The sequence below is a fragment of the Porphyromonas sp. genome, assembly GCF_030529325.1.
Classification (GTDB): domain Bacteria; phylum Bacteroidota; class Bacteroidia; order Bacteroidales; family Porphyromonadaceae; genus Porphyromonas_A.
In genome coordinates, this window is sequence record NZ_JAUMXC010000020.1 from 20,062 (window position 1) to 33,190 (window position 13,129).

The window sequence follows — 13,129 nt, forward strand, 5'->3', positions numbered from 1 at the left end:
TCGAGGTAAAGAATAACAATAAAAAAGTCCGTCGGATATTTTCCCGACGGACTTTTTTATTGCGTAGCTGTGTTACTTATTTTTTCTTTTCTCCTGCGAGATACGAAATCAGGACGCTGATCATCGAGAGTATCCAGATGAGTAGGAAACTCTTCTTGAATGTACTGCCTTTCTTTGCCATAGTCATAAGTCTTTGGAGTGTTTGTTGAGCAGGTCATGAAGTGCGGTTTCGTCGGACTTCGGGGCGATGACAAGGACATCGTCCATGTCTACGATGACATAGTTGTCGAGTCCGGACACAATGACTTTTTTGTTTGGATTCTGTGTGCGGATGAGGGTGTTGGGACAGCCCTCAAGTTTATGGTTGGGATTGTCCCCTTTATCCTGCGTGGAGACATGCCGGTAGAGAGACTCCCAAGTGCCTATATCATCCCAGCCAAACTCTCCCGAGATGACATGGACATTGTCTGCCTTTTCCATCACACCATAGTCGATGGAGATCGACTTGGACTGCATAAAGGCTTGAGCGACATCGGCGCGTTCGCTCGAAGTGTTGTAGGTCTTGATCTCCGCAAAGAGGGCTGCCACCTCGGGGAGGTAAGTCTCAAGAGCCGCAACGATATCTCGCACTTTCCATATAAACATCCCTGAGTTCCAGACATATTTGCCCGAAGCAAGGAGAGCTTCGGCTTCCTCTTTTTGAGGTTTTTCCTTGAAGCGGACGATAGGACCTTTGCCAGTAGAGATGGCCTCTTCACTTTGTTCGATATAGCCGTAACTCGTTGCCGGAAACGTCGGTGTGATCCCTATCGTCAGCAGCACTTCGTGCTCCGCCACATATTCGATACCTTCGAGGAGCGTGCGTCTGAACGCCTCTACATCCCCTATGTGATGATCTGAGGGCGTCACCACCATGATGGCATCTGGATCGGATGCGTATATCTTGTATGCTGCATAAGCTATACAAGGGGCAGTGTTCCGTCGCTCCGGCTCGGTGAGGATGTTGCTTGGTGGGAGTGCGTGGAGTTGCTTCATCACTTCGTTGCCGAACTGTTCGCCCGTGACAATGAAGAAGCGTTCCGATGCCACGATGGACTCAAACCGGTGGCCGGTTGACTGCAACATGGTAAGTCCCGTGCCGAGAATATCCAAAAACTGCTTGGGCTTGTCTTGACGGCTCATAGGCCAGAATCGGGATCCGATACCGCCGGCCATGACAATGCAGTAGGTATTTAGTTTTTTCATTATATGCCGTAAAAAAGGAGGATTGTCTATTACTGTGCTTTGAATAAGAGGACGCTGTCACGTTTGAGCGCAGGGCGTGTCCACTCCGCAGGCTCAAATGACCATTGAGAAATGATCTGAGGCGTGATCGGATTGTGGATTTTGAGATACTCCATGAGATAATACCTCAAGTCCTTTTCTGTAGCGCGTACAATCCGTGACGTGAGTTCGGAGTGAGGTATGCCTGAGCCTTCGGTGAGAAGTGCACCGCCACCGTTTCCTCGATACGAATTGACAACAACCTTGTACTCTGCAGAGGGATCAAAAGTCCGACCGTCTCTCAATGTCGTGAGCTTGATGCGCTCGCCCTTGGGCTTGGTCACATCGACAGTGTACATCACCCCACAAGCTGAGTCAAAGTTGAAGAAAGGTTTTTCAAACTTGAACCCTGCATCGGGTGCTGTCGAAAGGCGCAACAACTTGTCATCCGCAGACTTCATCGTCAGTATCCATCTGTCGTAGGATTCCTCGAGCAGGTCCTTGATTTCCTGTCCTGTGAGACGCATGAGGTAAGCCATGTTTTCGAACTTGTAAAGCTTGAAAAGGTCACTCATCGTAATGTCTCCGGTGGTGATCTTGGTATCAAAAATGAGGGGTGCACTCAGAGACATGTCAGCGTCTTCAAAGAGTGAAAGTTGCACCTGATGTACGAGATCAACAAAGGTGGAGGGTCCCATGAATGACGAGCGCGAGGAGATGTCCGCAGTGGTTGCTCCGATGCGTTCGGCAACGAAGCGTCTGACGGTGTTGTACTGAGGGGTCAGATCTTTGATGAACTTGCCGTCGGGGATGTACTTATCAAGATTTATGATAGATGGAGTGCTCTCGACGATATTGTTGCCATCGGCATCCGTCTTGAATGTGACTGTGGTACGTGAGAGATTGTGACCGTTGTTGGCAGGATTGAGGATATATGTCTTGCGACCGCTTTCGTGTACCACAGAGTCTACATAGCTGCGGTGATCATGGCCAAGGAGCACGAGATCTATCCCTGCTACCTGACTTGCCAGAGCATAACCCGCATCTTCGGCAAGATATCTGACAGAGTCTGTCTTCTCACCTATACCCGAGTGGACAAGGGCGATGATATAATCAGGTTGGGCAGCTTGTATTTCGGGCATGTATCTGCGTGCTGTCTCGACGATGTCATCAAATCTCATCCCGGACCATAGGACTTCGGGCAAGAAGTTGGGAACTGCAGGTGTCGTGAGTCCGAGGATTGCAAATTTCTTCCCTGCCTTGGTGATCATTGTATAGGGAACAAAGTATGGTACCGGAGTCTCTTGTCCTTCACTGCGTGCCACATCGATGACGTTGGCACCAAGGACAGGAGCCGAAAGCTCCTTTACCCAACGATCATAGACATCGTGCCCGGTCTCAATATCGTGATTGCCCACTGTGATGGCATTGTAGTCGAGCTGATTCAAGACTTCGGCCATGAGATGCTTGGACGAGGTGTCGATGAAGTTGTAATAATATGCTGTGGGTTGCCCCTGCAAGATGTCTCCGGCATCGAGCAAGAGCATATTGCCGGAGCTCTGTCTGTATGCTTTGACATAAGAAGCAATGCGTGCGTAGCTACCCTTGCCCTCGACATCGTTGATGAAATCGTGGGGAAAGACATTGCCGTGCAGGTCAGTGGTGTGGAAGATGTCTACGATGACAACACCTGTCTTTGAGCGGGACTGACAGGATACAAACAGTGTGACGAAAGTCAGTGCCCAAAGGATATGACGAAAGCGGAAATTCATACGGCTGTGATGGATATAATACGGTTGGTAAGTATCGATGGTAAAGGGCTGAAACGGCTCTTTATCATCAAGAAAGAAAAAACTCTCCGAAGCAGTAGAGGAAAGCCTCTTGACTGCTTCGGGAGAGATTATTTTTTACATCGTTATGGGACCTGAGGCGTTATTTCGCAATGTCCATCTCGTCGATGAGACGTTGAGCACCCAAGTATTTGTCGAGGATGAGCAGTACATAGCGTACATCACAGATGATACTGCGTTGATAGTCGGCAAGGTAGTTGATGTCTCCACCTACACCTTCCCAGTTGCGGTCGAAGTTGAGACCGACGAGATTGCCATACTTATCGATGACAGGGCTGCCGGAGTTGCCACCGGTAGTGTGAGTCGTAGCACAGATATCTACGGGCATCTTTCCGTTGGCAAGAGCATAAGAGCCGAAGTCCTTGCGGTTGTAGATATCTTTGAGTTTTGGACTGAGGGTGTATTCGGGATTGGTCGGATCTTCCTTTTCCATCACCCCTTCCATAGTGGTCTGGAAACCATAGTAGACATTGTCCCTTGGGATGTAGCCTTTGAGCTTTCCGAATGTGTAACGAACCGTGGAGTTGGCATCCGGCCATACGTTCATTTCACCTTCCATCTCCATGATTCCTTTGACATAAGTCTTGCGTACTCGGGCAAATTCGCGGTCAAAACCTGCAACCTTGCCCTTGACATCTGCGTGTAGAGCGTGCACATCTTTGGATAGGCGTACCACCGGATCGGCATCGTAACTTGCATAATCACCATTGATGATTGCAGACTCCAGCACAGAAGCATCTCTATAGATAGTCTTGTCGAGGAGATTGTTTACAAAACCGTTGATATCCTTTACTCCGCGGAGGACAGCAGGAAGATTTTCAGGTGCTGTGCCATTGATAAAGGCTGTCAACATGGCTTTTGTGACTTTGCGGTCTACTTCCTTGTTGTAGTCTTTATTGAAGTAAGTGAGGTACTTTTCATTGATGAACTTGGTGCGCTTGTCAGCGTTTGATTTAAGTTCGTTGAATGTCTTTTCGTCAAGGACAGGAGCGCCTACCGACTCTACGGCACGTAGGAGACCCTCATCGATCATCCATACTTGCTTGCGAAAATCTGCTCTCTGAGCGACCATCTCTTCGATTTTTTTCATCGCTTCGATGTACTCGGGCTTGTTGTTTTCTGTCGCATACTTGGTGAGCTTGGCCTGCTGATCCTTCTTCATGCCCTCGAAGTCCATCTTGCGTATAGCCCAGTTGGAGCCGATTGCATTTTTATATGCGTTTGTCGATCTTGCGTACTTCGATGCGTATTGGATATTGACTGCTTCGTCAGCTCTCATCTCAGCAAGCATCGTCTCTTGGCGTACCTTACGCATATCGATACGTACGGTGTTGTCGATATCGCGACGCTCTGCGACCTCAGCTGCGGTGTAGAAGTGATTGGTACGTCCGGGATAACCCATGATCATTACGAAGTCATCTTCGTTGAGACCACCTGAATTGACCTTGAAGTGGAACTTAGGTCTCATCGGTACGTTGTTGGGATCATACTTGGCAGGCTTACCGTCCTTGTCGGTATAGATACGGAAGACACAGAAGTCTCCGGAGTGACGAGGCCAGACCCAGTTGTCTGTATCTGCTCCGTAAGAGCCGATCGAAGATGGTGGAGCAGCCACGAGACGAACGTCAGAATACTCCTTGCTTATAGACAAGATGAACTTGTTGCCTTCATAAAATGGTGCGAGGTCAAGCACGATATAACCGGGTTTTTTACCTCTGTTTTTCTTGTACCAAGCATTGGCGACCTTGGTGAGATAGTCTCGAGACAAGTACTCCATAGGATCGTTGCATTTTGCTTTTTTGAGATAAGCATTGACATAGTCTGTGACATCTACTATCTCATCGATAAATGTCACAACCAAGCCGGGATTGGGAAGCTCATCTTTCATTGTAGGAGCATAGAAACCATCTCGGAGAAAATTGTTGGTTACGGTAGAGTGCTCACGTATCTGATCGTAGCCACAGTGGTGGTTGGTGAGCAGAAGTCCTTGAGAAGAGATGAGTTCTCCGGTACATCCACCGTCAAAGTGAACAACCGCATCTATGACGGAGCCTTGGCCCGGATTGTAGATCTGTTCGGCCGAAAGGGTAAGCCCCATTTCTTGCATGCGCTTGATGTTTTGCTGTTTGAGGTATGGCAGAAGCCACATCCCCTCGTCAGCTTTGAGAGAAGGTACGCAGAGTAATGCTGTAAGCAGTGCTGCGCAGATTTTCTTGTAAGTCTTCATATTCTCTTATTGTGTGATTAAGTATTTATGCTTTTACTTGTTGTCCCAAGTTTTGAATGGGTGCTGGGAGAGGTAGCTGTTGTAGTACTCTTCTCTACCTGTAATTTCCTCATCGATCCAGTCGGGAATAGCGACAGTCGCAGACTCGGTAGGTAACTCGACCTCGGCAAGAACGAGCCCGGCATTGTCTCCCTCAAAGTAGTCTACTTCCCACAGCATCCCCTCATGTCGTATATGGTAGCGATTTTTGGAGATGACACCGTCACTACACATGGATAGAAGTTCCTCTGCATCCTGAAGTGGGATCTCATACTCATATTCGAGGCGGGATAAGCGACCTGACCCTTTAGACCCCTTGATCGTGATGTATCCCTTGTCATTGCTGATACGGATACGCACACTCACTCCGGCATTTTTCCGAATATAACCCTGCTTGATCGTAAGGATGCGTTCAGGTGGAGGTAAGGTCGCACTGGGCTTGATGAGGTATTTCCTTTCTATCTCTACTCCCATGGTTCTTTTCAATAAACGATAACTTCGGTAGCTCCGAAGCCATATTCTTGGAATGATGCATCCTGCATCTGAGCCTTAGGATACTCTCTCTTGATCAGATCCATGACGGCTTTGCGAAGCACGCCTTCGCCTTTGCCATGGATAAATACGATATGACGCTTCTTGTCATTGCTATATTGTTGCATGACCTTGCGGACGTGTTCCAACTGTATCTCTAACATCGCCTTATTATCCATACCGGCGGTAGAGTCGATCAGTTCATGGATATGAAGGTCTTCCACAATGACTTCTCGTTGTTTGGAACTTTTGGGTGATGGTTTGGGATTTGTTGTTTGATTCGTGGTCTTGGCCTTCATCATCTCCTGTTCCAACTTCTTGGCATCGATCTTTTTGCCTTGCACGGATCTGTCATCTTCCACGAGAGGGAATATGATGGCACCGTCATCAAAGTAATCGTTGGGGACAAAAGCATTAGTCTTGAAGAAGCGCAACCCCGTGATGCGGATATTTGCTTCAAACATGGGTTTGGCAACAAAGGAGTCCCGGTCTTTGAAAGCCATGATCTGTGCTTTTATCCTGTTGCGAGCTGCCAATCCACTCGGAGGGAAAGACTCTATGAATTCGGAACTGTCGAACGGTACTACTCCTGAAAACATCAGCCTCCAGTCTCCTCCATCGCTGATCATGTAATGGACATAAAGGTCATAGTTGCTGTCATTGACGATGTAGGCTTCGTAGTCGCCTTCTCCCACAGCCTCAGGATCGGATGGTAAATAGGCAAGAACGGCATTGATCGCCTCATGCCCCGTGTCGGTCGGTCTTTCTCTCACCTCGACTTTCTTTGGTGATTCGGGTTGCTTGACGGTTACGGGTTCCGGGGTTGTTTCTTTTCGGTGTATTTCAGGCTTGGGAACGATCGTGCTCCCGGCTGTCACCACAACGATTTCGGACGCAAGGACAGGGATATCAAATCCTGACTCATCCTCAACCTCCACAACTCCATCACGAGATATGGACTTGACTATACCGCCTCCCGTTGTGTTCAAAAACCTGACTCTGTCTCCTATCTTTATATCTTTGTTGCTCATACTAAAACTCTTGTACGTTTCTCTCTTCCCTCAAAGTTCACTAATTTTGCAGTTAAATACAAAGCCACTGAGGAAAACTTATATGCAGAATTACAAAAATACAAAGATTGAGGCATTTACCTATACTCTTCCGGATGAAAGAATTGCGAAATACCCTCTAAGTCGCCGAGACGAGTCCAAGCTACTCATATATTCCGAAGGCAAGATTGAGGATCGCCAATTCAAAGATATTGCCGATGCTGTGCCAGCGGGCACGCTCATGGTCTTCAATGATACAAAAGTCATAAGGGCGAGACTGGAGTTTTTTAAGGCTACCGGGGGACGTATTGAGATATTTCTCCTTGATCCCGTAGCACCATCTGTATATGAGACGGTGTTTGAAGAAACAAATCGCTGCGTGTGGCACTGTCTTGTGGGCAATGCCAAAAAGTGGAAAGAGGAAGACATTACTTCTACATTCAATTTGCCTGATGGTCGAGAGGTCAGTCTTACGGCAACCAAGGTGGGGCAGCCTTCTCCGGAGGGTCAGTCTATCGCGCTATCTTGGACAGGAGGTGAAACTTTTGGGATAATCCTCGAAGGCTATGGAGAGTTACCCATCCCTCCATACCTCAACCGACATACGGAGGAGTCCGATCTGACTACTTATCAGACCCTTTTTGCTCGAGTTCAGGGATCTGTCGCTGCGCCCACTGCAGGACTCCACTTCACTCCGGAGGTCATGGAGTCGCTCAAAAGTAAAGGTGTCGACTCTACTCGTGTGACGCTTCATGTCGGGGCAGGGACCTTCCGGCCGGTGAAGTCTGAAACCATGGGCAGCCATACGATGCATACCGAAGCCATAGTCATCCCTCTTGCTACTCTTAAGTCTCTCAGAGAGTCTTTAGGACACATCATGTCGGTGGGTACTACCTCAACCCGTACGCTTGAGAGCCTTTACTATATAGGTGTGCACATCCTTGAGGGACGAGACAACCCCTATGAAGTAGAGCAATGGGAGCCATATGAAAGAGGCTATGACTACACTACTGCTGAGGCTCTTACAGCCATCATCGATCACTTGGAGTCCTCTCGTGAAGAAAACCTTGTGGGAGCTACACGTATCATCATTGTCCCCGGTTTTCAGTTCAGACTTGTTGATATGCTTGTTACCAATTTTCATCAGCCTCATAGTACTCTCTTGCTACTTATAGCGGCTTTTGTCGGTGAAGGTTGGAGACAGATCTATGATCATGCCCTTGCAAGTGGATATCGCTTTTTGAGTTATGGCGACAGTTCTCTTCTATTCCGTAAACCCCTCTAAAATATGAGCAACAACTCGAGCAAATGTCTCAATCGAAGGATATTGACGCTTGCTATCCCCAATATACTGAGCAATATCACTGTCCCTCTACTCGGGATAGCCGATCTTGCACTTGCCGGACGTCTCAATGATGTAGATGCTATCGGAGGGATTGCCATCGCCACAACCATCTTCAATCTCATATATTGGAACTTTGCTTTCCTTCGTATGGGAACCACAGGTATGACAGCCCAAGCTAATGGGGCCGGTGATCGCCAACTCATCGGACGCCTCCTCATGCAGTCTCTTATGATAGGGCTGACCTTCGGCCTGCTCATACTTCTCTTTCAGACTCCGCTCTTGTCCGGTGTCATGGCACTCTTGTCTCCTGAAGCTCCTCTTATTTCTTATAGCCACAAGTATTTTTACATCGTCGTTATGGCAGCACCGGCCGTACTGATGACTTATGCTCTCAATGGTTGGATCATCGGTATGCAAAACACATGGTTGCCGATGGTGGTCAGCCTCACGACCAATGTCCTGAACATTGCCATCAGCGCCTACCTCGTTTTGGTTGCACGTTGGGATATCCAGGGTATTGCGACGGGAACTCTTGTTGCACACTACGTGGGAGTTGTGATGTTGGGCATAGGTGCTTATGTCCTGTATCTGAAGAAGGGTAAGGCTGTATTACCCAACAGATTTGGAGACCTCACTGTCGGCCTTGGGAGGTTTTTCAAGACCAATGCAGATATATTCCTGCGTACCCTCCTGCTTATCATCGTCACCGGATTTTTTACTTATGCCGGGACACAATTTGGCGGCTTGACTCTCTCCACGAATACACTTTTGTTGCAGTTCTTCACGATCTTCTCATACTTCACCGATGGCTTTGCTTATGCCGCTGAGGCTCTTGTCGGTCTATATTATGGAAGTCAGGACAGAGAGCTCTTGCGTCGTGTGATACGCTATCTCATGTGGTGGGGTGTGGGTATCACTATCGTTGCCACGGCCTTGTATGTTGGGGGAGGCAATGTCTTTCTTCGCTTCCTTACCGACAAGTCCGAACTCATCACGCATGCGCAGCCCTATATGATTTGGGTCTGCCTTGTGCCTATTGCCGGTTTTCTTGCTTTCCTTTGGGACGGGATCTATATCGGACTCACGGCAACAAGAGAGATGCTGTGGAGTATGGTTGCTGCAGTAGCTGTCTTTTTTATACTGTTTTTTACCTTGACGACAGAAGATCCCAATCACGCCCTTTGGTCAGCTTTTCTTGCTTATCTTGCGGTACGAGGGGTACTCCAAAGTTTTTTTGCTCGAGGTATTGAGGGGGTAGGTAAAGACTTCAAGAGGGAGTATTACCTTTCTATCGGGACGGATAATACCGTACCTGATCATTTGGAAAACATCCGACAACTCTTGCTCAAAACATGGAAGGGTGGTGAGATTTGCGACTTTTATATGATCCCGGATGCCACAGGAAAGTCGGATAAGGTCTATGCCAATACGGTGATGCGCCTTCGTGATAGTGCTACTCCTGATGAGCTAAGTGCTACTGCCAAGGCTCTTGAAACTCTCATGGGAAGAGATCGCACTTCCTCCAATGTCGCCCTTGATATAGACGTGGTAGTGTGTGATGGTATCGTCCTCCGATCCAAAGACTTCAACCAAAACTATTTCCGGATAGGTTACGATCGATTGCACCAATCTTCAAACTGACCCTGCCATATACCATTATCTCCGAGTCTTGAGTATAGCTAATTCAGTTTTCTTATATGCTTGATAGACAAAATAGTCAGGGATAATGATTATTTTTGTACCCAAATAATATCTACGATTAGGACTCATCATCTGCGATGTTTTGCCTTTGTGTGGGCATGGAAAGGCATCGAGATTTGTCCCTATATCTTGTTACACTTCGGAGAAAACGCTTTATTCATCTCATGGATGCAAAGACCACATCAACTCAGTCCTCAGTGCTGATCATATACACAGGAGGCACTATCGGTATGATAGAAAACCCGTACAATGGCGCACTCGAAGCCTTTGACTTCAAGTATATTGAAGAGCACGTACCTGAGATCAAGAGATTCAACTTCAAGATCAATACTATTTCATTCAATCCTGTCAAGGACTCTTCTGACATGGGGCCCGACTCGTGGGTCAAGATCGTCGAGATCATCCGCGATAACTATGATGCTTATGACGGATTCGTGATCCTACACGGTACGGATACCATGGCATTTACAGCATCAGGACTTAGCTTTATGCTGGAAAATCTCTCCAAGCCCGTCGTGCTCACAGGTTCTCAATTGCCTATCGGACAACTCCGTACAGACGGTAAGGAGAATCTGATCACCGCAATCGAGATAGCTGCGGCACGAGATGCTGAAGGGAGACCTTATGTCAATGAGGTATGTGTCCTCTTCGATAGCCTTCTGCTCAGAGGCAACCGCTGTACCAAAATCTCTGCTGATCAGTTCAGCGCATTTTCTTCGCCCAATTATCCTCCGCTCGCCAGTGTGGGGATCAACATCCACTACAATCGTAAGGTAAGGATTGCTCCTCCCACAGAAGGTAAGGCGCTCAAAGTCCAGACCTCATACGACAGTAATGTCGTGATATTTAAGATATTCCCCGGTATGTCCGAAGCCGTGGTGACCAGCATCCTCAATACGGAGGGACTCAAGGGCGTTGTCATGGAGACATTTGGCAGTGGTAATGCTCCTTGTTCTCCGTGGTTTCTCAATGCCCTTAAAGATGCAACCGACAGAGGTATCGTGGTTGTCAATGTTACCCAGTGTATGGTCGGCAACGTGGAGATGAAGCGCTATGAGACCGGTATAAAACTTGTTGATGCTGGAGTGTTGAGTGGCTATGATAGTACTCCTGAGAGTGCAGTTGCAAAATTGATGATGCTACTTGGCAGCGGAAGATCTCTCGATGAGGTGAAACGACTCATGGAGACCTGTCTCAGGGGAGAATTTACGGCTGATTACAACCAAGATGACTGCTGCGGAGCAGTCTGCCTCTTTGACTGATAGGGACACAGATGAGTTATATCCACTCTCAAAGCTTGTTTGCAGATACCGAAGGGGATGAGATGCTGAGGTTTGCCAGTCTCGGTAGTGGCAGCAGTGGTAATTGTTACTATCTGTCGCACAAGGGTACTCGCATACTTATTGACGCAGGAGTCGCACCAAGGACCATTCTCCAAAGACTCAAAAGTCTCTCCATATCCATGCGGGAGATCTCGGGTATTTTTGTTACTCACGATCATGCCGATCATGTCCGTAGTGTGGGACTCCTTGCGACGAAATACAATATCCCTGTCTTTGCCAGCCCGGAAGTAGCAAAAGTCCTCATCAATAGCAGATACATTGCGGAGGATCTGACCCCATATATCAATGTGATCGAGGTGGGAGTCCAGATGACGATTAGAGACATGGAGATTCTTACATTCGAAGTTCCGCACGATGCCTGCCAAAACGTGGGTTATAGCATAACGACATCAGCAGGAGTCTTCTCTCTCATTACAGATATAGGACATATCAATGAAGAGATCCGCGCGGCAGTCAGCAGGAGTAACTTCCTCGTCTTCGAGTCCAACTATGATCCTGAGATGCTCTCAGGGGGCAACTATCCCGAGTTCTTAAAGCTACGTATCACCGGAGGGGAAGGGCATATCAGCAACAAGGATGCCGCCAACTTCATCGCAGAGAACTATCACATGGAGCTCAAATTTTTGGCGCTCTGTCATCTCAGCAAGCACAACAATCATCCGGATCTGGCATACAAGACGATGGAAAACAGGCTCTTCAACGAAGGTATCCGTGTCGGAAAGGATCTGCAGTTGCATGTTCTCGGAAGATCGACGGCATCACCGCTTTTTGAACTCGAAATCGAAAAATTTTAGAACCATGGGAACGTTCAGATACAATGTCACCATACATTGCACCCGTCAGATCAGTGAAGAAGTGCTCGACTATCTCCGCAAGGAACTTGTGCCGACATGGAGTACATATGAGCATTGGCACTCTCCTAAACTTTTGCGAATACACACCGGTATGGGCGATGAGGATATGGTAGCCTACGCATTACAGTTTGAGTGTGATGACTTGGAGAAACTCTCTTCATTTGATGAACAACGCGACCCTGTACTGCGTCGCATCATGGAAGCTTATTCTCAGAGGGTAATGCCTTTTTCGGTGGTCATGGAGGTGTTGGAGTAATCGGATAAGGGTTTTGCACTGCTGAAAAGCTTAGGAGGCGAATGCACAACCCTCGAAATCGATGTGTCTAACTTGATGAATGAAGTTGTCTAACTTGACGCATCAAGTTAGACAACCTTTTTTCTACCTTTGTTGAAAGTTAATAGCGAAGGATATTTTCCCTACACAATTACAATAATAATCAAGTATATAAAAAGACTATGGATATAACCAACATCAGATCAAGATTTGATCACTTCAATTTCAATGTCCTTGATTTGGAAAAGAGTTTGGCCTTCTACGAAAAAGCTCTCGGACTCAAGGAAGTGCGTCGTAAGGAAGCTTCAGATGGCTCATTCATCCTTGTATATCTTGGGGATGGAGAGACTCATTTTACCTTGGAGCTCACATGGTTGCGTGACCGCTCTGAACAATACAATCTCGGAGATTTGGAGTTTCACCTCTGTATGCGTGTGCCCGGAGACTATGATGCTTGGCGTGCATATCATAAAGAGATGGGGTGTGTATGCTATGAGAATGAGTCGATGGGGCTCTACTTCATCAATGACCCCGATGGCTATTGGATAGAGATATTGCCACTGAAGTAACAGCTCTGCTTACAATAATAAAATGCGAAGAGGGGGCTGTGTCAAAATTCATTTTTGGCGCAGCCCCATTTATTTTCGTTTGTG

General features: G+C 47.5%; 11 protein-coding genes. 6 read left to right on the forward strand and 5 right to left on the reverse strand.

Annotation, left to right across the window (positions count from 1 at the left end; genetic code table 11):
• Positions 1–183: 183 nt before the first annotated feature.
• The 5 genes from Q4A14_RS04765 to Q4A14_RS04785 form a co-directional block, all read right to left on the reverse strand.
• Positions 184–1,245, reverse strand: a complete 1,062-nt coding sequence (locus Q4A14_RS04765; protein ID WP_303170325.1) for a mannose-1-phosphate guanylyltransferase — start codon at positions 1,243–1,245, stop codon at positions 184–186.
• Between the two features lie 29 nt (positions 1,246–1,274).
• Positions 1,275–3,035 carry a bifunctional UDP-sugar hydrolase/5'-nucleotidase gene (locus Q4A14_RS04770; protein WP_303170327.1) on the reverse strand — a complete coding sequence of 587 codons (1,761 nt, stop codon included), beginning with the start codon at positions 3,033–3,035 and terminating at the stop codon, positions 1,275–1,277.
• Between the two features lie 160 nt (positions 3,036–3,195).
• The gene (locus tag Q4A14_RS04775; RefSeq protein ID WP_303170329.1) at positions 3,196–5,340 is read right to left on the reverse strand and encodes a S46 family peptidase; all 2,145 of its coding nucleotides are present in this window, start codon (positions 5,338–5,340) and stop codon (positions 3,196–3,198) included.
• A gap of 33 nt (positions 5,341–5,373) precedes the next feature.
• Positions 5,374–5,853 (reverse strand): CYTH domain-containing protein, encoded by a 480-nt coding sequence (locus Q4A14_RS04780; RefSeq protein WP_303170331.1) that lies wholly within the window; start codon positions 5,851–5,853, stop codon positions 5,374–5,376.
• A gap of 8 nt (positions 5,854–5,861) precedes the next feature.
• Positions 5,862–6,941 (reverse strand): DUF2027 domain-containing protein, encoded by a 1,080-nt coding sequence (locus tag Q4A14_RS04785; protein ID WP_303170333.1) that lies wholly within the window; start codon positions 6,939–6,941, stop codon positions 5,862–5,864.
• Positions 6,942–7,023: 82 nt separating this feature from the next.
• Between Q4A14_RS04785 and Q4A14_RS04790 the strand changes: the two genes are divergently transcribed.
• The 6 genes from Q4A14_RS04790 to Q4A14_RS04815 all read left to right on the forward strand — a co-directional run bounded on the left by Q4A14_RS04790 (position 7,024) and on the right by Q4A14_RS04815 (position 13,045).
• Positions 7,024–8,244, forward strand: coding sequence for an S-adenosylmethionine:tRNA ribosyltransferase-isomerase (locus Q4A14_RS04790; RefSeq protein WP_303170334.1), 1,221 nt, complete (start codon positions 7,024–7,026; stop codon positions 8,242–8,244).
• Positions 8,245–8,247: 3 nt separating this feature from the next.
• On the forward strand, positions 8,248–9,945 hold the full coding sequence (locus Q4A14_RS04795) for an MATE family efflux transporter (RefSeq protein WP_303170336.1): 1,698 nt from the start codon (positions 8,248–8,250) through the stop codon (positions 9,943–9,945).
• A gap of 224 nt (positions 9,946–10,169) precedes the next feature.
• Positions 10,170–11,267 carry an asparaginase gene (locus tag Q4A14_RS04800; RefSeq protein ID WP_303170338.1) on the forward strand — a complete coding sequence of 366 codons (1,098 nt, stop codon included), beginning with the start codon at positions 10,170–10,172 and terminating at the stop codon, positions 11,265–11,267.
• An 11-nt stretch (positions 11,268–11,278) separates the two neighbouring features.
• A complete protein-coding gene (locus Q4A14_RS04805) occupies positions 11,279–12,142 on the forward strand; it encodes an MBL fold metallo-hydrolase (protein WP_303170340.1) in 864 nt (287 codons plus the stop codon).
• A 4-nt stretch (positions 12,143–12,146) separates the two neighbouring features.
• Positions 12,147–12,458 carry a DUF4286 family protein gene (locus Q4A14_RS04810; RefSeq protein ID WP_303170342.1) on the forward strand — a complete coding sequence of 104 codons (312 nt, stop codon included), beginning with the start codon at positions 12,147–12,149 and terminating at the stop codon, positions 12,456–12,458.
• Between the two features lie 200 nt (positions 12,459–12,658).
• Positions 12,659–13,045 carry a VOC family protein gene (locus Q4A14_RS04815; RefSeq protein ID WP_303170344.1) on the forward strand — a complete coding sequence of 129 codons (387 nt, stop codon included), beginning with the start codon at positions 12,659–12,661 and terminating at the stop codon, positions 13,043–13,045.
• Positions 13,046–13,129: the final 84 nt, after the last annotated feature.

What these genes read in the sequence shown, in the direction of transcription:
- Q4A14_RS04765 (WP_303170325.1), bottom strand. Translation starts at nt 1,245, where the DNA reads ATGAAAAAACTAAATACCTACTGCATTGTCATGGCCGGCGGTATCGGA.
- Q4A14_RS04770 (WP_303170327.1), bottom strand. Translation starts at nt 3,035, where the DNA reads ATGAATTTCCGCTTTCGTCATATCCTTTGGGCACTGACTTTCGTCACA.
- Q4A14_RS04775 (WP_303170329.1), bottom strand. Translation starts at nt 5,340, where the DNA reads ATGAAGACTTACAAGAAAATCTGCGCAGCACTGCTTACAGCATTACTC.
- Q4A14_RS04780 (WP_303170331.1), bottom strand. Translation starts at nt 5,853, where the DNA reads ATGGGAGTAGAGATAGAAAGGAAATACCTCATCAAGCCCAGTGCGACC.
- Q4A14_RS04785 (WP_303170333.1), bottom strand. Translation starts at nt 6,941, where the DNA reads ATGAGCAACAAAGATATAAAGATAGGAGACAGAGTCAGGTTTTTGAAC.
- Q4A14_RS04790 (WP_303170334.1), top strand. Translation starts at nt 7,024, where the DNA reads ATGCAGAATTACAAAAATACAAAGATTGAGGCATTTACCTATACTCTT.
- Q4A14_RS04795 (WP_303170336.1), top strand. Translation starts at nt 8,248, where the DNA reads ATGAGCAACAACTCGAGCAAATGTCTCAATCGAAGGATATTGACGCTT.
- Q4A14_RS04800 (WP_303170338.1), top strand. Translation starts at nt 10,170, where the DNA reads ATGGATGCAAAGACCACATCAACTCAGTCCTCAGTGCTGATCATATAC.
- Q4A14_RS04805 (WP_303170340.1), top strand. Translation starts at nt 11,279, where the DNA reads ATGAGTTATATCCACTCTCAAAGCTTGTTTGCAGATACCGAAGGGGAT.
- Q4A14_RS04810 (WP_303170342.1), top strand. Translation starts at nt 12,147, where the DNA reads ATGGGAACGTTCAGATACAATGTCACCATACATTGCACCCGTCAGATC.
- Q4A14_RS04815 (WP_303170344.1), top strand. Translation starts at nt 12,659, where the DNA reads ATGGATATAACCAACATCAGATCAAGATTTGATCACTTCAATTTCAAT.